We start from the raw sequence: 23,850 nt of genomic DNA, 5'->3' as shown, positions 1-23,850 counted from the left end.
TCCTTCGTTGGTGCTGGTTAAGCGCTGAGTTCGTGGGTGGTGTCGGCGTTTACCTCGATTCCGGTGTCGGGGACTGGGGTGAGTCGGCTTTTGGCCAGGATGTCCAGGCCGAGGTAGCGGCGGCCTTCTGCCCATTCGTCGTTCTGTTCGGCCAGGACTGCGCCGACCAGACGGACGATCGCGTCACGGTTGGGAAAGATCCCAACGCTGTCGGTGCGGCGTCGGATCTCCCGGTTGAGGCGTTCGTTGGGGTTGTTCGACCAGATCTGCTGCCAGAGTCCTTCGGGGAAACCGGTGAAGGCCAGGATGTCGGCCCGGGCGGTGTCGAGGTGATCGTGCGCGTCAGGCAGTTTGGTGTCGACGTAGTCGAGCAGTCGGTCGAACTGGGCGTTGACTGAGTCGGCGTCGGGCTGGTCGTATACCGAGTGCTGCATCGCTTTGACTGCCGGCCACAGACTTTTCGGGGTGACGCTCATCAGGTTCGCCGCGTAGTGGGTGCGGCAGCGTTGCCATGCTGCCCCGGGCAGGTTCGCTGCGATCGCTTCGACGAGGCCGGCATGAGCATCGCTGGTTACCAGCCGGACTCCGGTCAGGCCGCGGGCGACCAGGTCGGCGAAGAAGCTGTTCCACGCCACTGTGATTTCCGCGGTGGCTACCTGCAGGCCCAAGACCTCTCGGCGCCCGTCGGCGTTGACCCCGGTCGCGACCAGCACGACCGCGTTGACCACGCGACCACCTTCACGGACCTTCATCGTCAACGCGTCCGCGGCGACGAACGTGAACGGGCCCGCTTCACTCAAGGGGCGGTGCCGGAACTGCTCGACGTGCTCATCGAGATCAGCGGCCATCCGCGAGACCTGTGGCTTCGACAGCGAGTTGATCCCCAGTGTCTTGACAAGTTTGTCCATGCGGCGGGTGGACACCCCGGCGAGGTAGCAGTCAGCGACCACGGTGATCAACGCTGCTTCGGCGCGTTTGCGGCGCTCGAGCAGCCATTCCGGGAAATACGTGCCCTGCCGCAGTTTCGGGACAGCGACATCGATCGTTCCGACCCGAGTATCGAGGGCGCGGTGCCGATACCCGTTGCGCTGGTTGGTGCGCTCAGCTGATCGCTGCCCCCATTCAGCGCCGCAAACCGCGTCGGCATCAGCGGAGAGAAGGGCGTTGATCACAGCTTGCAGCAGCTCGCGCATCAAGTCCGGCGACGCATCGCTCAGGGCTTGGCTCAGCAAGCCCGAAGGGTCGACAATGTGTGGTGCGGTCATCGTGATGACTCCGTTCGAGTGGGTTGTAGGAGATTCCTCGAAGGATCACACGGTGACCGCTCCCGCTGACGAGCAACGACACGCTGCTCGTCATGATCCCGGTCACCGGGCTACACCACTCTATGGGGCACTACTCTGCGCCGCGCTCCGTCGCGGCGCGTTCGATGACTGCAATTGCGCGAGGTCTGCTGCGCGAGGTCTGCTGCGCTTAGCCTCCGAGCGCCCCAGCCATGACCACCGACTATCAGGCGGATGTCCACGAGCAAGACCCAGTCAGCTACGGACGCGACCGCTGCCCTGCATCCACACCAATACGTCAAATACTCGGATAGTGCTGATGTCTTCGCCGATGCTGGCGGTCTTGCGGAGCTCGTCCAAGTGCCGGGCCAGGCAGTGGTCGTCGGCCTTCAGTGCGGCCTGGAGGTTCTGGTAGAAGGAATGTCGGCCCGGTACGTGACCAACGGTCCTGGTCACCACCGAATCGATCACCGGGAGCAGGCGCGGGCGCTTACGCGCTAGGAGCTTGCTGGTCTTCGTAGGGCCGACGCCGAGGTTGCCTCGAACGTGGGTCCACAGCTCGTTGGCGACGGCAAGAACATTCTCGTCCGCATCGACGAGGTTGACGTCGGTTGGAAGCCGTCGTAGCAGGGCACTTAGGTGTTCGCGGTAGCCCGGGTCGGTATCTCCGAGGATCCGAAGGGCAGCGTCGCCCGGGACGGTGACACCGAGCAGGGTGATCGCCACTAGGTCGTCGGTAGTGAACACGTCCGCGGTCTCGGGGCGGTCACCGCCGGCAGCGAATCGCTCGAAGTGGGAGCCGCTGTAGAAGCGATCCCCATCTTGATCGAAGTAGGTTCGTAGGACGTCGACGGCCTTGTCTGCGTGATCGGCGTCGAGGATCGGCGGGAGTCGCATGCCGTCGATGGTCATGCTCAGACGGTACTGGCCGATGCGCCCTGCCCTTCAGGATGACGACGGAGCGACGGGCTCCTGATCCTCCTGGTGGAGCAGGCGTGCGAAGTACAGCGTGAGTTGACGCAGGATGTCAGTGCTGGGCAGCTGCCAGGTCCTCAGTTCGAGCGGCTCGCCCGGGACTAGTGGTTGGAGCGCGGGCACGACGTTCCAGAGGTGTGTCACCGCTGTCCTGCACACGTGACGGGTCGCGTCGCTCTCGGGTGGGCCGCCCGTGACGGTCAGCAGCATGCAGCCGATCTCAATCGTGGTGAAGTGGTACTGCTCGATCGATTCGATGTCGTCGACCACACGTCGTAGCGGGACAGGTGCATATCCGCGGTGGGTGTGGTCGCGCCAACTCGGGTCGAGCCGTGTCAGGGTCACGACCCACTCGTCCGGCGCGTCACCTCTGCGCAGCGATGCGCGGTCTGCTGCGGCGATGGGCGGGCTGTCGCTGGCTCGGGCCTCGGCCATCTGAATTACGGCAGCGGTCTTGGCGGCCCACAGCCGCACGATGTCGGCTTCGTCGGCGGTCACCGTGGCCGCGCCCGCGATGAGGCGGCGCAGGATCGGATTGGCCAGGACTTCCAGGGCGCTCATCCAGCCGTTGTTGCAGTCCGTGCAGACGGTGCGAACCGTCACGTCCATCAGGCTGGTCGGCCGATGGTGTTCTGTGTACTTCATGCCCGCAACATCCGGGCCGGAGCCCTGGGTGAAGGTGTGGTCGGTCGCCTCGGCGACAGTGTCGCGGAGTGAACGAGGTAGGACGTGTTCTTTGCTGAGTCGGACTTCGGGGGCAGTGCGACCGCACATGTCGCAGGGGCGGGCCGTCACGCCTACGCCGTCACCAGGTCTCATCCGCGAGCGGTGCGTCGTTGAGCTGATCGCGTCGGCTGCGCCAGTCGGGCAGATGGGCGTCCATGAGTGCGGTGAAGGTCGGGCCGTGGTTGCGTTCGAAGTAGTGGGTCATCTCGTGGACGACGATGTACTCGAGGCAGTCGGGGTGCTTCTTGGCGAGCTCGACGTTCAACCAGATGTGCCGGGTTTCGCGGTTGCACGAACCCCACTTGGTTTTCATCCGCTTGATGGTCCACTTCGGGACAGTCACGTCGAGCTTCTGTTCCCAGCCGGCAATGAGTCCGGGGATCGCTTCGCGGAGCTGCGCGCGGTACCACTTGTCGAGCTGGTCGAGTCGCTTGTCCTGCGACGTTCCGGCGGGGACGTACAGGACCAGTCGGTCGCCGTTGAGCTCGAAGTGCGCTCGCCCTGGTCGTTCAACGATCTTGAGGCGGCGACGGATCCCCCACACGTAGTGGGATTCTCCGGTGACCATCTCGCGTTCGGTCTGGCGTTCCACGGCCTGCAACTGTTCGCGCTGCCGCTTGATCCACGCGAGCCGGCCGACCACAGCAAGGCGGACTTGGTCGTCGTCGAACCTCGTCGGCGCAGCGACACGAACACGCCCGGCCGGCGGGTGCACGGTGATGTGGAGGTTCTTGATGTCCTTGTAGACGACGTCGACCTCTATACCGCGGACCGTGAGATACGCGTTAGCGGTACTCATCCCGTGCTTTCACCAGCTCGAAGAGCTCGTCGAGGCGGTCGAAGTCGGTAGGCAGGATCTGACGGAGCGCTCGTTTGACGCGTTTCTCCTTCATCGTGTTGCCGACCCAGTCGTGCGGCTTACTGGTCATCACGGCGTTGTCGACCTGGATTGCCATCGCCGGATCTGGCCAGCCGAAATCGACCAGTGCTCGCTGGGCGCCGTTGCTCGCCCAGTCCGGGTACTGCTCGTGGGACTCGCCGGTGCCGAGTTGCTTGGCTGCTTCGAGTAGTTTCGCGAGGTATGCCTGGTAGTCGAGTGCTTCCTGGCGGCGCTGCTCGATGAGGGCGTCCAGCAGTGCGCTCATCGTGTCGTAGTACTTCGGGTTCATCGCGTGCTTGTCGACGATGATCCGGCGCATGTTGTTGGCGATCGTCTCGGCCACGGCTTCGGGGTCGTTCTTGATCCCAGGTGGGAGCCGATCGATGGCACCCTCTCCCAGCTGGGTGATCAGTTCGATGAGTCCGGTGTCGGCGAAGTCGGACACCACCTGGGAGGCGCCGGCCTGAATGTAGGTGTCCAGGAGGAATCGCATGCCGGCTTCGTACTGCTTGAAGTCGACGTTCTCGCCGGCGCCGAGTTTCACTTCGGCCCGCACGTCCACGTAGTGCGCGATCTCCGCCTTGATCTTCTCGGCTTCTGTGGCGGTGTAGCCGGCCTCGGTCATGTCGTTCGCGAGGTTCCCGTAGGCGCGGGTCACGGCCGCGACGGCCTTGTACAGCTGGACTCGTTTGGGTTCGTTGTCCTTGATCTGCTGGGCGTTGCCGGGCTCCATCGCACAGAAGTACTGCTGGTATTGGAGCGTGTTCCTCGGCGGGAGGACGGGTTCCACCAGCGCCCGGATTGTTTCCAGCGCGTCGTCGAGGACTTCGCGGGCCTGGGTCACCCGATCGCTGAGCAGGCCGTCGATGTCCTCCTTCTCGTAGCCTTCGAGCGCCCCGGAGGTGTAGTCGGTGATGGCGGTTTCGAGGGAGTTGAACAGGTCTTGGTAGTCGACGATGTAGCCGTAGTCCTTGTCATCGCCGTCGAGGCGGTTGACCCGGCAGATGGCCTGGAACAGACCGTGGTCCCGCATCTTCTTGTCGATGTACAGATAGGTCGCGCTGGGCGCATCGAATCCGGTCAGGAGCTTGTCGACCACGATCAACAACTGCATCTGGCCCGGGTTCTCGATGAACTGGCGTTTGACGTCGCGTTCGAACTCCTCGACCCGGGTGACGGCCTTGTCGGCGGGCTCGTCGAAGTAGTCCGCCAACATCCGCCGGTACGTCTCGTACTGACGGATCATCTCCGTCTTCCCAGCACCGGAGTCTTCCTCCGCGATGTCACTCGGACTCGGGACGTAGCTGGTGACGATCGCGCAACGCCCAGCAAACCCTGCCGCGACGAACAGCTCGTAGAACTTACACGCCTGGGAGATCGACGACCCGACCAGCATCGCATTGCCGCGACGATCGGCCAGCCGCGGTTTCGTGGCCATGTCTTTAAGGATGTCGGCGACGATCTTCTCGGCCCGGGACTTGCTGGTCAGGACCTTCTGCATGGTGCCCCACCGCTTCTTGAGTTCCGCCTTGGACAGGTCGGTCATGTTCTGGGTGTTCGCGTCGAACCATTCGTCCACAGCCTGCGGCGAGTCGAGCTGCTGATCGATGTTGCGGGCCTCGTACCGCAGGTCCAGCACGACGCCGTCGGCGACGGCCTCGTCGAACTTGTAGGTGTGGATGAACGAACCGAACGTCTCCATGCTGGTCGCTTTGTCTGCCTTCAGCAGCGGGGTGCCAGTGAAGCCGATGAACATCGCCTCGGGCAGCAGGGCCTTCATCGCGGTGTGCATCTTGCCCGACTGGGTGCGGTGGGCTTCGTCGACGAAGACGAAGATGTTGCCCTTGGCCTTGAAGTCCTTCGGGATCCGCGCGTGCAGTTCCTTGATGAACTCGGCGGTCGCCTCGTCGTCCTCGTTGTCGGTGTCGGCGGCACGGAACTTGTGCACCAGCGAGCAGATCAGCCACTCTTCACTGGCGTTGAGGGTGCTGATCAGGTCGGCGCCGCTGCTGGTGCGATAGATCTGCTCGTTGACCCCGTTGAAGACCTTTTCGATCTGTTCGTCGAGTTCGGTGCGGTCGGTGATCAGCAGCACGCGAGCGTCGGGTTGGTTTTCCCGGATCCACTTCGCCAACCACACCATCGTCAGGCTCTTGCCCGAGCCCTGGGTGTGCCAGATGATGCCGCCCTCGCGCTGGGCGATGCGGTCCTGCGCTGCTTTGACGCCGAAGTACTGGTTGTGGCGCGGGCCCTTCTTCACACCCGCGTCGAAGACGATGAAGTCGTGGATCAGTTCCAGCAGGCGCGGCTTGCTGCACATCTGCAGCAGTGCCCGATCGAGCGGGCCGTCGATGTTCTCCTCGTCGGTTGAACCGTCTGCGGCGGTTGAGCCTGTCGAAACCTCCTTCCACTCGAGCCAGTACTTCTCCGGCGTGTCGATGACGCCGTAGCGCAACCCCTCGACGTCGTTGCCCGCGAAGACGAACTGCACGGTTGAGAAGAACGACCGGATGAACTCGGGCTTCTGATTGCCGATGGTCTGCCGGATACCTTCCGAGACCGCGACTTTCGAACGCTTCAGTTCCAGAGTGGCCAGGGCAAGACCGTTGACATACAGCACCATGTCCGGGCGCTTGGTGTGCTGGCCCGCGACCGTGACTTCCTCGACGACCGCGAAGTGGTTGGCCTCGGGGTTCTTCCAGTCGATCAGCCAGACAGTCTTGGTCTGCTCACCGACGCCCGCCTTGACCTTCACGCCGTAGCGCAGCAACCCGTAGACGTCGCGGTTGGCCTCGTACAGGTCGTGGCCGGCACCGACCGAGGCAGCCTTGTCAAGCTGATCGAGGGCACGGTTGATGAGGTTGTCGTCGTAGCCGCGGGTACGCAGATTCTGCGTCAACAGCTCGGTCTCTAGGTTGGAGTTGTGCTCGCGGTACTCCCAATTGCCGAGGTACTCATAGCCGAGATGGTCGCGAAAAAGCGCTACAACGCGCTCTTGGGCTTTGCGTTCAATCTGCCCTACATCACTCATTGCTCACCTCCTGTCTCATTGCCTCCTCGACTCCTTCGGTTTCCCACTGCCCATAGCTTGTCTGGGTGCCCTGAACCTGCCAGTCCTTGCGGCCATTGGCGGCGCGGCCGGCGACGATGGTAGCCGCCGCACTCGGACTAGAAAACACATGGTTGCGAGTGAAGCGCATCGCCGAGCCGTCGGGTATCGGGACGAGCGTGCCGTCGTGCTCCAGCCTCGCCCGCAGACTGGTGTAGCTGTGACTCTCTCCTCCGGTCCACTTCAGGCGTGCACTGGAGCCTTCGAACACCGTGAACTCGCCGTCGACCTCCTGAGCGGTCGCGGTGATGCCCAACTTCTTCAGTGTCATCTCGAACAGCGGCGAATCCGTTCGGGTTTCGGAAACTTCGGAGCTCGATCCCACCGAAGTCGTTTGTGGAGATCGGAAGAGATTCACCCCGAGCACCGGAAGCACGATCTTGGCTTGCTCGATGAAGTACTCCATGTCCGACACGTCAGCTTCAGGCAGGACGATCGGCGGCGGTTTGGTGCCGTTGGTAAGCCGGGCTCGACTAGCCTGCAGAGCGAGCTCGATGAATCGGCTTTCCAGATAGCGGGCGTGCGCCTTGGTCAAATTGGCGTCTTTGCTGGTCAGCACGATGGCTCGATCCCAGAAGTCTTTGCCGTTCTGGTCTTCCGAGCGAGCGTGCTGATACAGGCGCTTGCTGACGTCGTCACCTTCGCCGATATAGGCCATTTGCCCGCCGAGGCTGTTTGGGTCATCTCCGAGCAGGATGTAGATGCCGGTGCGAGTCGCCTCAGGACGCTTCAAGAGTGCTGCAAGGTCCGAACGCGGAGCAGCCACAACATGACCGGTCCAGTTCATGATCTCGGCCGTCAGCAAACCACCCGGCGTGCCATCAGCCAGGAACAGGCGAACCGATTTGCCGGCGCTCACGAGGCAGCCTCCACGCAAGACTGATCAACCCAGCGAGCCAGCACACTGAGGGCTGCGAGGTACTCCAGCGCCTCCTGCTCAGAGAGCTCCTGGTCAACCTCATGACTGAGCGGGTTACGAATACCCGCGAACACACCCTCAGCGAGAGCCATGGCACCACGCTGCACCGACTTGTAGGTGTCGCTACCGTCGTCTTTCATGCGTCGGAGTCGGGCCACACCAGCCTTCGGTTGGTCCGTCGAGAACGCCTGCTTGAACAGGTTCGTCTCACTTACGTCACGACGACCGACCTTGTTCTGCGTCTCGGCATTTACTTTCCGAATCGCGCCACCGACTGCTTCGCGGTAGTGGCCAGACTGCCAGAGCGACTTGGCGCCCTCCCAGATCCACGGATGAAGTTTGGCAGCAGAGAGTTCCGGAGCGTTCTCGCCGAGGTTCTCCCGAACTTCCTCGGCGCGAACAAGCTCCTCGCGGGCTCGAATCGATGCTTCGTAGTGGACTGACCACTTCTGTCGGTCCTTCTTTTGCACGTCAGTTCGCCAAGTTGGAACGACTCGATCAAGGATCTGTTCTACGACTTGGGCGCGCTTGACGATCTCGTCCTCGGAGACAGCTGTTTTGTAGCTATGGAATCCAATTGATCTTGGCGGAGAGGGTACGTAGGTCACCGCGGTGGCCTGGATAAAATCATCAAGTTGCTCGATTGCCCACTCGATATTCATGACACAGCCTCCAACGGCAAACGCGTGCGGCCAGTCAGGAGCTGCTGCATCATGCCAGCCTTAATTGCTCGAGCCTTCGCGAGTCGGGATTTGAGCGTAGCCACTTCCGCCTCTGCATCGTCTAGGAAGCAGACAATGGCATCTTGCTCGTCACGAGAGGGTAGCCGAAGCTGAAAGTTCTTGAAGGTAGGCAGCCGAAGGGAATCCACGGTCGCCTTGACACTGTTTTCCATAGCGTGCACGCCGAAGTACTGGCGCATGAAGTAGTAGATGAACCGACCACTCGCATTTGGCGCGAAGTCGCTGATCTTGTACACCCGCTGGTGCACTTCGAACTTTCCGTTGATGTAATGGAAGATCGACCCGATACCGCCCTCGCCCGGAACGAGGATGGCCTCGCAGTCGTACGAGTACGAGTCGATCCGCTCGACGGTTGCAGATCTGACGAAGAAGGGATACTTCCCGCCAGCCTGCTTGTCTTGGTTGTTTCTGAAGCCGGTCTTGATTCGTGCGACGTTGCCGAGAGACAACTCGCTCCACGGCGAGGCGAACCCAGGAAGGCGCGCGCGGCCGCTCAGGAGCTGCTGCATCATGCCCTGCTTGATCGCCTGCTTCTTGGCGATGAGGCGTTCGAGGGTGGCGATCAGGTCGTCGACGTCGTCAACCGCTTGAACGATGCGGTCCTGTTCAGCTCGCTCAGGCAGAGGGATCCGCATCCCGGCGATCGTTTCCATGCGAACGGAGTCGACCGATGACTTGGCCGTCAGCGACTCGATCCGCGCAAGAAAGTTCCGGCTGAACTGGTGGAAGAAGTACCGCCCCGACACGTCAGACCGGAAGTCGCTGATTCGGTAGACCCTCTGGTGGTAGTCGAACTTGCCATCGATGTAGTGGAAGACCTTGCCTGTGCCGACACCATCGCCGGCCGTCAGCACAGCTTCACCGTCGAACGACCAGGAGTTGATGCGCTCGACTTTCTGACTTCTGACGAAGAACGGATACTTGCCGCTCGTGACGCGGTCCTTGGTGTCTTTGGCTCCAGTTCCGATTGACGCAAACGACCGAATCTCTTCTTCGGGCCACGGTGCAAGAGTCATCACTCGACTCCCATCGCGGCGAGATGTCCCGCAACCTTGGCTTCGAGGTTCACAAGTTCAGTATCAAGATCGCCAACCGTCTCGGCATATCGTTCGCCGAGCTGCTGAATGCGCGCAACCAGGTCGAGCGTCAGTGCTTCGACTTCGTCCGAGACGCGGTGCACGACGGTCGTCCGCCACTTGTCGTCGAGTACGAGCGTCTTGACGTCTTCCTCGGTCAGGTCGCCGTACTTTTTGAGGGTGGCGAGGTCGAGTTCCACCTGGGCTTCCTTGACTGCCTTCTTGGCGGCGGCTTCGGTGTTGTACAACTTGGTTGCGTGCTGTAGTGTCTTGATCTCGTCGGGATCGCCGGCGGTCTTGATTGCCTTCAGTCGTGCGGTGACGAGGGCTTTGGTGATTTTGTCGTCGTCCATGGCATCGGCAAGTAGTCCGTCTTCGACGGCGTGTTCTTCGACGTACTCCTCGACGGTGCGGGTGGCTTTTTCGGCCGCGGCGGTGAGGTTGTCGATGGCGGTCTGTTCGTCGGCGAAGTAGCGCGCCACGATCAGTGCTGGCGGGATGAGGTCCATCTTGTACTTGGTGGCGCTACGGCCGGAGCCGACAACGAGGTCGGGCGTCTCGGAGAGCTTGCGCTCCTTATCCTCGATGGTCTTGCGTGGCTTGGCGGCGTTCAGCCAGCCGTCGGCCATAACCAGGTAGACGTCGTCGTGCATCGTGTCGTGCCAGTAGGTCATGAGTTGCTCGTAGACGTCGTACTCGTCGAGCAGCGGCATCGGCTTGAAACGTACCAGCAGGTCGTCGCTGATGGTCGCGATGAGGTCGTTCGGCTTCGTGTCGGCTGTGATGCCGGCCAGCGTGTCGCGGTGCGTGGCAAACCAGTCCTCGACAATGCTGGTCGCTTCATCGCGGAGCTTATGGAAGCCGGGTGCGTCGAAGATGGCTTGCTGCACGGTGCTGACGTCGATAGCGAGGTCGCTGTAGCCGGGGCGATTCGGCGCGAAGATCTGGCTGCGGAGCTGTGGGAACGCGTCCCAGTAGTGCTGGAGTGCGTCGAGGTCGCGGTCGGGGATGCCGCCGTGCAGGTGGGCGCTGAGGTCTTGTAGGTCTTCGGGGTCGGAGGAGTCGATGTAGCGCGGGATGTTGAGGTTGTAGTCGTTTTTGGCGTCGGCGATTTCGCTCATGGGCACCATGCGCGAGTAGCGGTCGATCTCGATCTGCTTGTTGAAGGTGTCGACGATTTTGTGGATGTCCTGGCTGCGTAGGCGGTTCTTGTTGCCGTCTTTCATGAAGCCCTTGGATGCGTCGATCATGAAGACGCCGGTGCGAGCCTGGGCGTTCTCTTTGTCGAGGATCACGATGCAGGCCGGAATGCCGGTGCCGTAGAACAGGTTTGCCGGTAGGCCGATGATGCCCTTGATGAAGCCCTGCTTGAGCAGGCGGGTGCGGATGGCGGCCTCAGCGTTGCCGCGGAACAAGACACCGTGCGGCAGGATGATCGCTGCCTTGCCGGTGCTTTTCAGTGAGGTGAGCGCGTGCAGCAGGAAGGCGTAGTCACCGTTCTTCTCGGGCGGCCGGCCGTACTCGAAGCGGCCGTAGTCGTTCTCGAGGCCGTTGTTCCAGGACTTCACCGAGAACGGCGGGTTCATGACGATGTAGTCGAACGTCCGCAGTTGATCGCCCCGGGTGAACTGCGGGCTGGTGATGGTGTCGCCCTTGGCGATGTCGGCGATCTCGTTGCCGTGCAGGATCATGTTCATCCTGGCCAGCGCCCAGGTCGCGTTGTCTTTTTCCTGGCCGTAAATCGTCATACCGCGCGGCGCCTCATCGGCGGCTTTGAGGAGCAGCGAACCGGAGCCACACGCTGGGTCATAGACGGTCTGGTCCTGACTGGTGGCCGGACCGATGCCGACGACCTTGGCGAGGATGCGCGAGACCTCGGCGGGCGTGTAGAACTGCCCCTTGGATTTCCCCGACTCGGTGGCGAAGTGGCGCATCAGGTACTCGTAGGCGTCGCCGAGCAGGTCGTCGCCCTCCGCACGTGACCCGCGGAAGTCCAGGTCGTTGAAGATGGTGACGAGTTTGGAGAGGCGGTCCTGCATCTCCTTGCCCTTGCCGAGCTTTTCTGCATCGTTGAAGTCAGCCTGGTCGATCACGTTGCGCAGATCGTTCGCTTCGGCCAGGCGCGCGATGATCTTGTTGAAGCGGTCGCCGATCTCCTTGTCGCCCTTGGCGGCGAGCATGTCGTCGAACGAGCCCCCCGCGGGAACCTCGATGAGGCTGTTCACGTCGGTCTTGGCCTTGTCGGACACGTACTTCACGAACAGCAGCGTCAGGATGTAGTCCTTGTACTGACTGGCATCCATACCGCCGCGCAACTGGTCACAGCTCGCCCACAACGACGAATACAGGTCCGACTTCTTTAACGCCACAGGTCTTCGACCGCACTTTCAGTCCACGGCACCTGATCAGCCGGAAACATCTCCCACCAATCGACAGCGCACATCTCTACCCGCCGGCCAACGGTCGGCACGTAGTCAGAGCATGCCACCACCCTGCGACGTTCCGGAGGCAACGGGCCGTCGTCAGGGGACTTCGATGCGAAGAGTCCCCCTGACTACACACTTGTGCAGTGAGCCATGAAGGCATGTCGAAAACAAAGAGGTCAGACTGCATTTCTGCAATCTGACCTCTTGATGTGATTCATCCTGAACCACTCATGGTGGGCGAAGGGGGACTTGAACCCCCACGTCCCTAAGGACACTGGCACCTGAAGCCAGCGCGTCTGCCATTCCGCCACTCGCCCGTGGCTGTCGCTCGCTCGACGTTGTCTTGCTTACGACTTGACCGAGATTACACGGCGGAGCGCCCAAGCGAAAATCGGCGACAGCTCCAGGCGCTGACCAGCAACGATGTGAGGCGGCGCAGAAACCGCAGCCCGATACGAGAGTGACCAGCGGTGCGCCTGAGAGGCCGCAAGAAGCACGTCGGAGCTTGATCCCGGTAGCATTGACCCTTAACACGAGCACGTGGACACGCTGACGACCGACTGGAAGGAGCACTCGTGGGTCTTCTCGACCGATTCGAGCGCAAGCTCGAGTCCGCCGTCGACGGCGGCTTCGCGCGGGTCTTCGGCGGTCAAGTGGCTCCGCAGGAGATCGAGAACAGTCTGCAACGCGAAGCCGAGGCCTCCGCCGAGGATCTCGGCGACGGTGCATCGCTGGTGGCCAACAGCTACGTCGTGACCCTCAGCTCCTCCGATCTGGACCATGTCGGTGACGAGTACGAACTGAACCGGAAGATCTTTTCTCGCCACCTCGAAGACTTCATCCGTGACAATGGGTGGCAGACTTACGGCCCCGTCGTCGTAGAGTTCGATCAAGTGGACGCGCTCCATACCGGTCAGTTCCGCACGCGCGGGGTCATCGATCCCGATGTGCGCCCCCGTCCGGTCCCGCCGCGGCCTGAACCGGCCCTACCATCCGAAAGCCCGAACCGAGGAGCTCCCGAAATGACCAACCCACCCGGCAACGACGGCCAGTACCCGGGCTACGGCCAGCAGGGCGGCTACGACCAGCAGCAGTACGACCAGCAGGGTCAGGGTTACGGACAGCAGCCCCAGTACGGTCAGCCCGCCGGAGATCAGGGCTACGGGCAGCAGGGCTACGACCAGTACGGTCAGCCGCAGCAGCAGGGTTACGACCAGGGCTACGGCCAGCAGCCGGCATACGGTCAGCAACCCGGTTACGACCAGCAGCAGGGCTACGGCCAGCAGCCGGCCTACGGTCAGCCGCAGGGCTACGACCAGCAGCAGGGCGGCTACGACCAGGGCTACGGCCAGCAGCCCCAATACGACCAGCAGCAGGGCTACGACCAGGGCTACGCACAGCAGCCCGGTTACGACCAGCAGCAGGCCGGCTACGACCAGGGCTACGCGCAGCAGCCGCAGTACGACCAGGGCTACGGCCAGCAGCAGGGCTACGACCAGCAGGCCTACGCCCAGCCCGGCTATGACCAGCAGCAGGGCGGCTACGACCAGCAGCAGCCCCAGTACGACCAGCAGCCCGGCTACGACCAGTACGGTCAGCCCGCGTACGAGCAGACCGCTTACGCGCAGCCCGGCTACGGCCAGCCCGCCGCGGGCGGCGGTCAGGCGCCGGCCACCATCACGCTGGTCCTCGAGGACGGCAGCAACCGCACCTACGCTCTGCGCCCCGGCTCCAATGTGATCGGCCGCGGCCAGGACGCGCAATTCCGACTCCCGGACACCGGCGTCTCGCGCCGCCACGTCGAGGTGCGGTGGGACGGCCAGAACGCCATGCTCAAGGATCTGAACTCCACCAACGGCACCACTGTCAACGGCCACCCGGTCAGCGACTGGAACCTGGCCGACAACGACCAGATCCGCCTGGGCCACTCCGACATCACGGTCCGCTTCCAGTAGTCAGCAGCCCATAGAATGCGGTCGGGGCCATTCGACGCCCCGGCCGCGTACTGCATCGAAGCGTTGGTGCATGCCGCCGGAACCCCCGGCAGCACAGATTTCACGGGAGGTGAAACGCGAAATGCAGGGAATCGTCCTTCAATTCACCCGTTTCGGGTTCCTGATCCTGTTGTGGCTCTTCGTGTACGCGATCATCCGCTCGATGCGCAACGATCTGTCGTCGGCCGCGGGGCAGCGTCGTCCGTCGGGCGGCGGCGGCTTCCGCGAACGACGTCGCGCCTCCGGCCGCGGTAGCGCCCGCTACCTGGTGGTGACCGCCGGCGCCCTCGCCAACACCCGCATCACGCTCGGCGACCAGCCGGTCCTGATCGGTCGGGCCGACGACTCCACCCTGGTGCTGTCCGACGACTACGCCTCGGAACGCCATGCACGACTCTCCAAGCGCGGCGACGACTGGTACGTGGAGGACCTCGGGTCCACCAACGGCACCTTCCTCGACCGCGGAAAGGTGACCACCGCCGTGCGAGCCCCCCTGAACACGCCTATTCGGATCGGCAAGACCGTGATCGAGCTCCGGTCGTGACCCTCGGCCTGCGCTATATCGCGCAAAGCGACCGCGGCCTGGTCCGGTCCAACAACGAAGACTCCGCCTACGCCGGCGCCCGTCTGCTGGCGCTGGCCGACGGCATGGGCGGTCACGCGGCCGGCGAGGTCGCCAGCCAGCTGGTGATCCAGGCCCTGCGCACCCTCGACGACGACGAGCCCGGCGGCAACCTCCTCGAGGCGCTCGACGCCGCGACCCGGCACGGCAACGAAGCGATCGCCGCGCAGGTGGCACGCAACCCCGAACTCGACGGCATGGGCACCACCCTCACCGCCATCCTGTTCGCCGGCACCAAGATCGGCCTGTGCCACGTCGGCGACTCCCGCGGCTATCTGCTGCGCGACGGCGTCCTCACGCAGATCACCCGCGACGACACCTTTGTCCAGAGCCTCGTCGACGAGGGCCGCATCACGGCCGAGCAGGCGCACACGCACCCGCAGCGATCGCTGATCATGAAGGCCCTCACCGGCCAAGAGGTGGAACCGACCCTCACCATGCGCGAGGCCCGCGCCGGCGACCGCTACCTGCTGTGCAGCGACGGTCTGTCCGACGTGGTGAGCGACGAGACGCTCGCCGAAACCCTGTCGTCGGTGGCCGACCTCCCCCAATGCGCGAACCGCCTCATCGAGCTCGCCCTCCGCAGCGGCGCCCCGGACAACGTCACCGTGGTGCTGGCCGACGTCGTCGACAACGAGTTCGGCGACTCCCGACCGATCCTCGGCGGTGCCGCGAGCGGCGACGATCAGGCCGGCTACACCCCGGACCCGTCGACCGCCGCCGGGCGCGCCGCCGCGCTCCGGCCGCCGCCCACGCCCACGCAGCGTCCGACGATCAACGACGAACCGCCGACCGCCGACCGACACCGCCCGTGGCGACCGGCCCTGCTGCTGATCGGCACGCTTCTCGTGGTGGGCGCCCTGATCACCGCGTTCTTCGTGGTGCGCGCGCAAGCCCTGTCCAACTACTTCGTCACCGCCGACGGCTCGTCGGTGGTGATCCACCGCGGCACCCCCGGCGGCATCCTGTTCCTCGACTTCAACGAGCCGTCCGAGAAGGTGTGCGTCACCAACCTCGATCAGGACAAGCCCGACGTCACCTTCGTCGACGTCGATTCGGCGACGGTCTGCGACCCCATGCGCGTCGCCGACCTCACCGGCGTCGGCCAGACCACCGTCGAGACCATCAGCATCAAGAATCAGCCGCGGGCCGAGATCCACGAGACGGTGCGCACGCTCGAGTTCCTGCCGCTGTGCGTGAGCCCGACGCCCGTCCCGGACCCCAACGACACCTCGCCGGAACCGAACCCGCGCACCTCCGAGCGCCCCACCTCGAGCGCGACCAGTGCGCCGGAGTCCAGCCCGGCCGCCCCGACCGTCGACGACGAAGGTCGCAAGACCTGCCGGGAGCCCCGGTGACCGATACTCCCGCTCCGCACGCGCCCGCCGCGGCACCGGCCGATCGCAGCCGCACCACCGAACTGGTGCTGCTGCTGTGTGCCCTGGTGCTGGTGACGGTCGCGCTGCTGATCGTGGAAGCCGCGCAGGCGCAGGAGATCTCCTGGGCCCTCGCGAAGTACGTCGGGGCCTACGCCGCGCTGTTCGCCGTCGCCCACCTGGTGATCCGACGGTTCGCCCCGTACGCCGATCCCACTCTCCTGCCCGCGGTGGCCGCGCTCAACGGCATGGGCCTGGTCATGATCCATCGCCTCGACCTGGGCACGGCCCGCACCGACGAGCTGATGGAAGCCACCGAGCGCACCTACAACGCCGACCAGCAGCTGCTGTGGGCGGCGGTGGGCATCCTGGCCTTCGCCGCCACCCTGATCCTGCTGCGCGATCACCGCACGCTGGCCCGCTACGCCTACACCCTGGGTCTGGCCGGCCTGATCTTCCTCGCCTTGCCCGCGATCCTGCCCGGGTCGTCGATCAACGGCGCCAAGATCTGGATCAAGACCCCGCTGTTCAACATTCAGCCCGGTGAGTTCTCCAAGATCCTGATCATCATCTTCACCGCCGCGTTCCTGGTGTCCCGCCGCGACCTGTTCACCAATGCGGGCCGCCGGTTCCTCGGCATCGACTTCCCGCGCGCCCGCGACATGGGACCGCTGCTGGCCGCCTGGATCATCGCGCTCGGCGTCCTCGTCTTCGAAACCGACCTGGGCACCTCGCTGCTGATCTTCGCGACCGTGCTGACCATGCTGTACATCGCCACCGAGCGCGTCAGTTGGCTGATGCTCGGCGTCGGACTGTTCGCAGTCGGCGCGATCGTGGCGTACCAGCTGTTCAGCCACCTCCAGGTCCGCATCCAGGTGTGGCTGGACCCGTTCGCGGACTTCTACAACACCGGAAACCAGGTGGCGATGAGCCTGTTCGGGCTGGCCACCGGTGGTCTCTTCGGGACCGGACTGGGTTCGGGTCGTCCCAACATGGTGCCCTTCGCCAACACGGACTTCATCATGAGCGCGTTCGGTGAGGAACTCGGTCTCGTCGGTCTCGGCGCGATCTTCATGCTGTACTTCATCTTCGTGATGCGCGGCCTGCGCACCGCGATCAGCGTCCGCGACAGTTTCGGCAAGCTCCTGGCCGCCGGCCTGTCGGTGACCATCATCGTGCAGCTGTTCGTGGTCTTCGGCGGCGTCTCCAAGCTGATCCCGCTGACCGGCCTCACCTCGCCATTCCTGTCGTACGGCGGCTCGTCGCTGCTGGCCAACTACATCCTGTTGGCCCTGCTGATCCGGATCTCCAACGCCGCCCGCGAACCCGACGTGCCCAAGGCACGCCCCAAGGCGCCGGTCACCGCGCTGCCCACCCAGGTGGTGCGCAAGTGAACCGTCCCATTCAACGGGTGTCGATCGCGGTGATCGTCATCATCGTGCTGTTGCTCGGCAACGCCACCTACGTCCAGGTGTTTCGGGCCGACGCCCTCCGCAACGATCCCCGGAACCTCCGCGTCCTGTTCGACGAGTACTCCCGGCAGCGCGGCATGATCGTCGCCGCCGACGGCACGGTGCTCGCGCGATCGGTGCCCAGCGGCAATCGCTTCAAGTACCAGCGGCAGTACCCGACCAACCCGAACGCATTCGCGCCGGTCACCGGTTTCTACTCGCTGCGCTACGGCGCCGACCGCGGCCTGGAGGCCGCCGAGGGTCCGTTCCTCAGCGGCAGCGACGACCGCCTGTTCACCCAACGCTTCGCCGACATGTTCTCCGGCCGCGATCCGCGCGGCGGCAACGTCGTGACCACCATCGACCCGCGCCTGCAGACGACGGCCTTCGACGCGCTGCGCAGCGGCCAATGCGACGGTGTGTGCCGCGGTGCCGTCGTCGCCCTGGAGCCGGCCACCGGCAAGATCCTGGCGATGGTCTCCACCCCCAGCTACGACCCGAACTCCCTGGCCACACAGGATTTCGCGGCAGCCGAGCGGAGCTGGAACGAGCTGACCGACGAGGACATGCCGTCGCGGATGACCAATCGCGCGATCGACGAGCTGTATCCGCCCGGCTCCACCTTCAAGGTGGTGACCACCGCCACCGGGTTGGCCGCCGGACTCTCGCCGAACACCCGTCTGACGGCCGCGCCCACCTTCCCGCTCCCGGACTCCAGCGCCTCCCTGCCGAACAACAACGGCGAGGCCTGCCCGGGCTCCACCGGCGGCACGGTGAGCCTCACCCAGGCCTTCGAATACTCGTGCAATACCGCGTTCGCGCAGTTGGTGACCGAGAAGCTGCCCGGCAATCCGTTCGACGCCTTCATCGGCACCGCGAAGAAGTTCGGGGTCGGCGAGAACCCGCCGGGCATCCCGATGCACGTCGCCAGTTCCACCGTCGGCGATCTCGGCGACGACAAGGCCGCCCTCGCGCAGTCGTCCATCGGCGAGCGCAGCGTCCGCGTCACGGCCCTGCAGAACGCGGTGATCGCCGCGACGGTGGCCAACGGCGGCATCCGGATGCGGCCGTACCTGGTGGACAAGCTGCAGACGGCCGATCTGCGGACGGTCTCGACCACCACGCCGTCGTCGGTCAATCGACCGATCAGCGCCGAAGAGGCCGACTCCATCGCGGAGATGATGGTGAAGTCCGAACAGCAGACGTACCAGTCGCAGTCGGGTATCGCCTCCAAGACCGGAACCACCGATCCGAACCGAAGCGGAAGCGCGTACGCCTGGTACATCGCCTTCGCTCCCAGCTCGAACTCCCGAATAGCCGTCGCCGTAGTGGTGGAGAACGGAAACCAGGGAGCCGAATCCTATGGCGGCGTGATTGCCGCGCCGATTGGACGCGCAGTGTTGAATGCTTATACGGGAGGTAACTGATGAGCCTGCAGAACGGCACCATCATCGCCGACCGGTACCGATTGGTCCGACTGATCGCCACCGGCGGCATGGGCCAGGTGTGGGAGGCCCTCGACACCCGCCTGGGACGACACGTGGCGGTCAAGGTCCTCAAGGCCGAGTACTCGAACGATCCGACCTTCCTGGCCCGGTTCCGCACCGAGGCGCAGACCACCGCGCGCTTGAACGACCCCGGCATCGCCAACGTCTTCGACTACGGCGAGACCCCGGACCGCAACGGCGGTGATCCGCTCGCGTACCTGGTGATGGAACTGGTCGACGGCGAACCGCTGAACTCGGTGATCACCCGCATGGGCACGCTGTCGCTGGCGCACACCCTGGACATGCTGGAGCAGACCGGCTGGGCGCTGCAGGCCGCACACATCCAGGGCCTGGTGCACCGCGACGTGAAGCCGGGCAACATCCTGATCACGCCCACCGGGCAGGTCAAGATCACCGACTTCGGCATCGCCAAGGCGGTCGACGCCGCACCGGTCACCCAGACCGGCATGGTGATGGGCACTGCCCAGTACATCTCCCCCGAGCAGGCCACCGGCGGCGAAGCGACCGCCGCGTCCGACGTCTACTCGCTCGGCGTGGTGGGCTACGAAGCGCTGACCGGACAACGCCCGTTCGTCGGCGACGGTCCGCTCACCGTGGCGATGAAACACATCCAGGACCCGCCGCCCCCGCTGCCGGACACCGTCCCGGCGCCGGTCCGCGAGCTGATCGCGATCACCCTGGCCAAGGACCCGCAGCAGCGCTATGCGACCGGTGGCGAGTTCGCGGAGGCCGTCGCCGTGGTCCGCAGCGGTCAGCGTCCGCCGGTGCCGCGCGGCGGTGTCGCCGCGGGCACCCGTCCGCCGACGCGTGTCGCGACCGCCCCGGTCGCCGCCCCGACCTCCACGCCGCCTCGGCCGCCCGCGACGTCGCCGGCGCCGATCGTCGACGACAGTTGGAGCACCGGGCACAAGGTGCTGGCCGCCGTCGCCGGTCTGCTGCTGCTGGCCGCGATCGGCTTGATCGGATACTGGCTGGTGGATTCGTCGGGGTCGTCGAACCGGGAGAACACCACCCCGTCGGTCTCCACCCAGACCGAGACCACCGTTCCGGACCGGACGACGACGCTCACGCGCACCACCACGCAGAGCCCCACGCCGACCACCGAGACGTCGGAACCGGACGAGCCCTCGGATACTCCCACCAGCGAGGAACCGGAGCCGACCGCACCGCCGGAGACCACCACGCCGCCCAATCAGCTTCCCGACTGGATCCCGCAGATCCCCGGTATCGGCGGTCGATAGATGGATCCGGAAGAACTGCTCTCCGATCGCTACCAGCTCGGTGAGACGCTGGGCTTCGGCGGCATGTCCGAGGTCCAGTTCGCCCGGGACCTGCTCCTGCACCGGGACGTCGCGATCAAGATCCTGCGACCGGATCTCGCCCGCGACCCGATGTTCTACCTGCGTTTCCGACGCGAGGCGCAGAACGCGGCGAAGCTGAACCATCCGACGATCGTCCAGGTCTTCGACACCGGGGAGGCCGACACCCCCGAGGGTCCACTGCCGTTCATCGTGATGGAGTACGTCGACGGCGAGACGCTGCGCGACATCCTGCGCGCCAACGGTCCGATCGCCGCCCGCCAGGCGATGACCTGGATGGCCGACGTCGCCGCGGCGATGGACTTCTCGCACCGCGCCGGGATCGTGCACCGCGACATGAAGCCGGCCAACGTGATGATCGACCATCACGGCGCCGTGAAGGTCATGGACTTCGGCATCGCCCGCGCGATGGACGACACGTCGGCCACGATGACCCAGACGTCCGCGGTGATGGGCACCGCGCAGTACCTCTCGCCCGAGCAGGCGCGCGGCATCAAGGTGGATCCGCGCAGCGACATCTACTCGATGGGCTGCGTGCTGTTCGAACTGATCACCGGTGAACCTCCGTTCACCGGCGACTCGCCGATCGCCGTCGCCCACCAGCACGTTCACGAGGATCCTCGACGGCCGTCGCAGGTGAACCCGGACGTCGCACCGGAACTGGACTCCGTGGTCATGAAGGCCATGAGCAAGAACCCGGCGAACCGCTACCAGACCTCCGCCGAGTTCCGGTCCGACCTGATCCGGGTGCTGGCCGGCGGCAAGCCGCTCGCGCCGATGCTCCTCGACGACGCCGACGACCTGCTCGACGAGCCCACCCGGGCCGTCGCACCGGTCAGCGGTCGTCGGCGCGCCGATGCTCGCCACGCCCGCGCCACCGAGTACGACGGCGCGCTGCCCCTGCACCGTCGTCGCGGCGCGAAGGCGGCCATCGCCCTGATGCTGGTGCTGGTGCTCGGCATCGGGCTGTTCGCCTGGTCCCCGTGGAACAGCTCGGGCGAGCAGATCGCGGTGCCCGGAGTCACCGGGCTCGCGGCCGACGCCGCGGAAGAGAACCTGGAACAGGCAGGCTTCCGCGTCAAAACGCTGAAGGAGGCCAGCCTGGAGGTGGCCGAAGGCAAGGCCACCCGGACGGCACCCGGCAACTCCGTGCCCACCCGCAAGGGCTCGGAGGTGACGCTGTACATCTCCTCCGGTCCCGAACGGCGCACCATTCCCGACCTGCGGCGCAAGAGCGCCAAGGAAGCCACCGACACGCTGCGCAAGCAGGGCTTCACCGAGGTGAAGACGCAGGAGACCGACTCGACCGCCGCACTCAAGGGCAAGGTGGTCCGAACCACCCCAGCCACCGGCAGCTCGGTCGCGGTCAACAGCACCGTCGTCGTCTTCATCGGCACCGGCCCCAAGGAGGTCTCGGTACCGGACCTCACCGGCCAGACCGAGGCTCAGGCCCGGACCACGCTGGAGCAGATGGGCCTGGAGATGGTCGCCGTAGCCGGCGACTCGGAGCGCCCCGCCGGACAGGTGGTCTCCAGCTCGCCGAACACCGGGCAGACCGTGGATGTCGGCAGCGTGGTGCAGGTGACCATCTCGCGCGGCAACCAGTTCGTGGTGCCCGACCTGCGCGGCAAAACCGTCGAGCAGGCCAAGAGCGCCCTCACCGCAGCGGGCTGGCGCGACGGCACGCTGACCGCGACGCAACGACCCGTCGGCCTCGGATCCGCCAACGACGGCAAGGTGATCTCGCAGTCGCCGGCCGCCGGCACCCCGATGAAGAAGGAAGACTCCGTCTCCGTGGTGATCGGACGATCCAGCCTGCTCCCCGGCTAGACCGCCTCCCTGGCGCTAATTGCCGAGGGCTCCGGCGACCTCTGCCTCGAGGGCGGCGATCGTCCCCTCCGGCACGTCCAGCCCGCAGACCCGCAGCCAGTTCGCCAGCATCCGGTGCCCGCCTTCGGTGAGCACGCTCTCCGGGTGGAACTGCACCCCGTGAATCGGCAGGTCGCGGTGGCGCATGGCCATCACGATGCCGGTCTCGGTGCGGCCGGTCACGGTCAGCTCGTCCGGAATGGTCTCCGGAAGCACCGTCAGCGAGTGGTACCGGGTGGCGACGAACGGATCCGACAGTCCGGCCAGGACTCCCTCGCCATTGTGGGTCACCAGCGACGTCTTGCCGTGCAACAGTTCCGGTGCGCGGTCGACGGTGGCCCCGAAGGCCGCCCCGATCGCCTGATGCCCCAGGCACACGCCCAACAGCGGAGTTCCGGCGGCGGCTGCGATCGGAATAATCGGCATGGTCGCGCCCGCACGCTGCGGCGTGCCCGGTCCCGGGGAGAGCAGGATCCCGTCGTACTCGGCGACGACGGCGTCGAGGTCAGTCAACCGGTCGTCGTCGTTGCGCCAGACGTCGGCGTCGACCCCAAGCTGGCCGAGGTATTGCACCAGGTTGTAGACGAAGCTGTCGTAGTTGTCGATGACGAGAATGCGCACGGTGCAAGGTTAGCGGGTTCCCGCTGGTCGGGTCCGCTGGGTTACCGTAGGAGTATGCCTAAGTCAAAGGTGCGGAAGAAGACCGACTACACGATCAACACGGCGAGCCGCACGCCGGTGAAGGTCAAGGCGGGCCCCTCGGGTGTCCTGTACCAGACCGTCATGTTCGGATTCATGCTCGCCGGCCTCGCCTGGCTGCTTGTGTACTACTTGGCCGCCTCCAGCGCCACCAGCGCGCTCGGCAAGGAAGGCCAGATCCTCCACTGGATGTTCAATCTGGGCTCGTGGAACCTGCTGATCGGCTTCGGTCTGGGTGTCGTCGGCCTGTTGATGACCATGGGATGGCGCTGACCTGCGGAAATATCGTCACAGCGAGAGTGAATGACATGTGTGTAATTCATCCACAGTGTGGAAATCACATGTGCGTAACTTATCCCCATGTGGGTAACTCCTGTGGATAACTCTGTGAACAAGCCTGTGCAGCATTGGGCGACGCCGATCCCCGCCGGCGTCGCGTTGATCGGTGTCGGTGCCGCCTTCGCGGTCGCCGCGGCCGCGTCGTACACCGAGGGCGCGGCGATGATCCTCTTCGCGATCGCCGCCGCCGTGGTGATCGCGTCCGGAGCGGCGGCACTGCTGCGTCGACCGCGGTTGTCGTTGGCGGCCGGACCGCTGCTGACCGTGGGCACGCTCCGCGGTCGGTTCGACCTGGGGCCCGACGACATCGAGTCCATCGAACTGCTCGCGACCCGACGCCTCGCCTTTCGCGCACGCCAGCTGCTGGTGGAGACCACCGAGCATCGCCTGATGGTGTTCGGGCAGTGGGATCTCGGCGTCAATCCGGCGGCGGTGGCCGAGGAACTGGTCGCCGCGGGTTTCGTCGTGAAAGATCGAACCCGCGGCGACGCTGCCGCGCAGGAGCCAGATCTCGACTGATCCGGCGGTTTATGCCG

At 64.9% G+C, this 23,850-nt stretch carries 19 protein-coding genes and 1 tRNA gene; 9 read left to right on the top strand and 11 right to left on the bottom strand.

The features are described from left to right. Positions 1-17: 17 nt before the first annotated feature. The 10 genes from MUG78_RS06160 to MUG78_RS06115 all read right to left on the bottom strand — a co-directional run bounded on the left by MUG78_RS06160 (position 18) and on the right by MUG78_RS06115 (position 12,454). Positions 18-1,265, bottom strand: coding sequence for an IS256 family transposase (locus tag MUG78_RS06160; RefSeq protein ID WP_246993220.1), 1,248 nt, complete (start codon positions 1,263-1,265; stop codon positions 18-20). Positions 1,266-1,538: 273 nt separating this feature from the next. Continuing rightward, on the bottom strand, positions 1,539-2,195 hold the full coding sequence (locus MUG78_RS06155) for a DUF6308 family protein (protein ID WP_246993218.1): 657 nt from the start codon (positions 2,193-2,195) through the stop codon (positions 1,539-1,541). A gap of 33 nt (positions 2,196-2,228) precedes the next feature. Further along, positions 2,229-2,903 carry a hypothetical protein gene (locus tag MUG78_RS06150; protein ID WP_246993216.1) on the bottom strand — a complete coding sequence of 225 codons (675 nt, stop codon included), beginning with the start codon at positions 2,901-2,903 and terminating at the stop codon, positions 2,229-2,231. A gap of 160 nt (positions 2,904-3,063) precedes the next feature. Continuing rightward, on the bottom strand, positions 3,064-3,783 hold the full coding sequence (locus tag MUG78_RS06145) for a M48 family metallopeptidase (protein ID WP_246993214.1): 720 nt from the start codon (positions 3,781-3,783) through the stop codon (positions 3,064-3,066). Continuing rightward, positions 3,770-6,895 carry a type I restriction endonuclease subunit R gene (locus tag MUG78_RS06140; protein ID WP_246993212.1) on the bottom strand — a complete coding sequence of 1,042 codons (3,126 nt, stop codon included), beginning with the start codon at positions 6,893-6,895 and terminating at the stop codon, positions 3,770-3,772. Before MUG78_RS06140 ends, MUG78_RS06145 begins: the two co-directional genes overlap by 14 nt. Beyond that, positions 6,888-7,832 (bottom strand): GIY-YIG nuclease family protein, encoded by a 945-nt coding sequence (locus MUG78_RS06135; RefSeq protein WP_246993210.1) that lies wholly within the window; start codon positions 7,830-7,832, stop codon positions 6,888-6,890. Before MUG78_RS06135 ends, MUG78_RS06140 begins: the two co-directional genes overlap by 8 nt. Continuing rightward, positions 7,829-8,554, bottom strand: coding sequence for a TIGR02391 family protein (locus tag MUG78_RS06130; RefSeq protein WP_246993208.1), 726 nt, complete (start codon positions 8,552-8,554; stop codon positions 7,829-7,831). Before MUG78_RS06130 ends, MUG78_RS06135 begins: the two co-directional genes overlap by 4 nt. Further along, a complete protein-coding gene (locus MUG78_RS06125; RefSeq protein ID WP_246993206.1) occupies positions 8,551-9,651 on the bottom strand; it encodes a restriction endonuclease subunit S in 1,101 nt (366 codons plus the stop codon). The genes MUG78_RS06130 and MUG78_RS06125 overlap by 4 nt, the downstream gene beginning before the upstream one ends. After that, positions 9,651-12,014 (bottom strand): type I restriction-modification system subunit M, encoded by a 2,364-nt coding sequence (locus tag MUG78_RS06120; RefSeq protein WP_246993203.1) that lies wholly within the window; start codon positions 12,012-12,014, stop codon positions 9,651-9,653. The genes MUG78_RS06125 and MUG78_RS06120 overlap by 1 nt, the downstream gene beginning before the upstream one ends. 354 nt (positions 12,015-12,368) lie before the next feature. Then, positions 12,369-12,454: transfer RNA gene (locus tag MUG78_RS06115), tRNA-Leu, on the bottom strand. A gap of 258 nt (positions 12,455-12,712) precedes the next feature. On the opposite strand from MUG78_RS06115, the gene MUG78_RS06110 reads away from it, so the two are divergent. The 7 genes from MUG78_RS06110 (at position 12,713) to pknB (ending at position 22,237) form a co-directional block, all read left to right on the top strand. Continuing rightward, complete coding sequence (locus MUG78_RS06110) at positions 12,713-14,092, top strand: FHA domain-containing protein (protein WP_246993202.1); 1,380 nt, start codon at positions 12,713-12,715, stop codon at positions 14,090-14,092. A 121-nt stretch (positions 14,093-14,213) separates the two neighbouring features. Further along, on the top strand, positions 14,214-14,675 hold the full coding sequence (locus MUG78_RS06105) for an FHA domain-containing protein FhaB/FipA (RefSeq protein WP_246993200.1): 462 nt from the start codon (positions 14,214-14,216) through the stop codon (positions 14,673-14,675). After that, entirely contained in the window at positions 14,672-16,111 is a 1,440-nt protein-coding gene (locus MUG78_RS06100) for a PP2C family protein-serine/threonine phosphatase (RefSeq protein WP_246993198.1), read from the top strand. The genes MUG78_RS06105 and MUG78_RS06100 overlap by 4 nt, the downstream gene beginning before the upstream one ends. After that, positions 16,108-17,523, top strand: a complete 1,416-nt coding sequence (locus tag MUG78_RS06095) for an FtsW/RodA/SpoVE family cell cycle protein (RefSeq protein ID WP_246993195.1) — start codon at positions 16,108-16,110, stop codon at positions 17,521-17,523. Before MUG78_RS06100 ends, MUG78_RS06095 begins: the two co-directional genes overlap by 4 nt. Beyond that, positions 17,520-19,007 (top strand): penicillin-binding transpeptidase domain-containing protein, encoded by a 1,488-nt coding sequence (locus MUG78_RS06090; RefSeq protein WP_246993193.1) that lies wholly within the window; start codon positions 17,520-17,522, stop codon positions 19,005-19,007. The genes MUG78_RS06095 and MUG78_RS06090 overlap by 4 nt, the downstream gene beginning before the upstream one ends. Then, positions 19,007-20,329 carry a serine/threonine-protein kinase gene (locus MUG78_RS06085; RefSeq protein ID WP_246993191.1) on the top strand — a complete coding sequence of 441 codons (1,323 nt, stop codon included), beginning with the start codon at positions 19,007-19,009 and terminating at the stop codon, positions 20,327-20,329. Before MUG78_RS06090 ends, MUG78_RS06085 begins: the two co-directional genes overlap by 1 nt. Continuing rightward, a complete protein-coding gene (gene pknB, locus MUG78_RS06080; RefSeq protein WP_246993189.1) occupies positions 20,330-22,237 on the top strand; it encodes a Stk1 family PASTA domain-containing Ser/Thr kinase in 1,908 nt (635 codons plus the stop codon). A 15-nt stretch (positions 22,238-22,252) separates the two neighbouring features. Here pknB and MUG78_RS06075 read toward each other — a convergent pair whose 3' ends face one another. Continuing rightward, positions 22,253-22,897, bottom strand: a complete 645-nt coding sequence (locus MUG78_RS06075) for an aminodeoxychorismate/anthranilate synthase component II (protein ID WP_246993188.1) — start codon at positions 22,895-22,897, stop codon at positions 22,253-22,255. Between the two features lie 54 nt (positions 22,898-22,951). On the opposite strand from MUG78_RS06075, the gene crgA reads away from it, so the two are divergent. Both crgA and MUG78_RS06065 read left to right on the top strand, forming a co-directional pair. Beyond that, positions 22,952-23,248: a cell division protein CrgA gene (gene crgA / locus MUG78_RS06070; protein ID WP_246993186.1), complete on the top strand. Its 297-nt coding sequence runs from the start codon at positions 22,952-22,954 to the stop codon at positions 23,246-23,248. A gap of 114 nt (positions 23,249-23,362) precedes the next feature. Beyond that, entirely contained in the window at positions 23,363-23,833 is a 471-nt protein-coding gene (locus MUG78_RS06065) for a PH domain-containing protein (RefSeq protein WP_246993176.1), read from the top strand. Positions 23,834-23,850: the final 17 nt, after the last annotated feature.

Source organism: Gordonia alkaliphila (assembly GCF_023017165.1).
Classification (GTDB): domain Bacteria; phylum Actinomycetota; class Actinomycetes; order Mycobacteriales; family Mycobacteriaceae; genus Gordonia; species Gordonia alkaliphila.
Note: the sequence above shows the minus strand (reverse complement) of the source record. Positions and strands in the feature narration are given on the sequence as shown.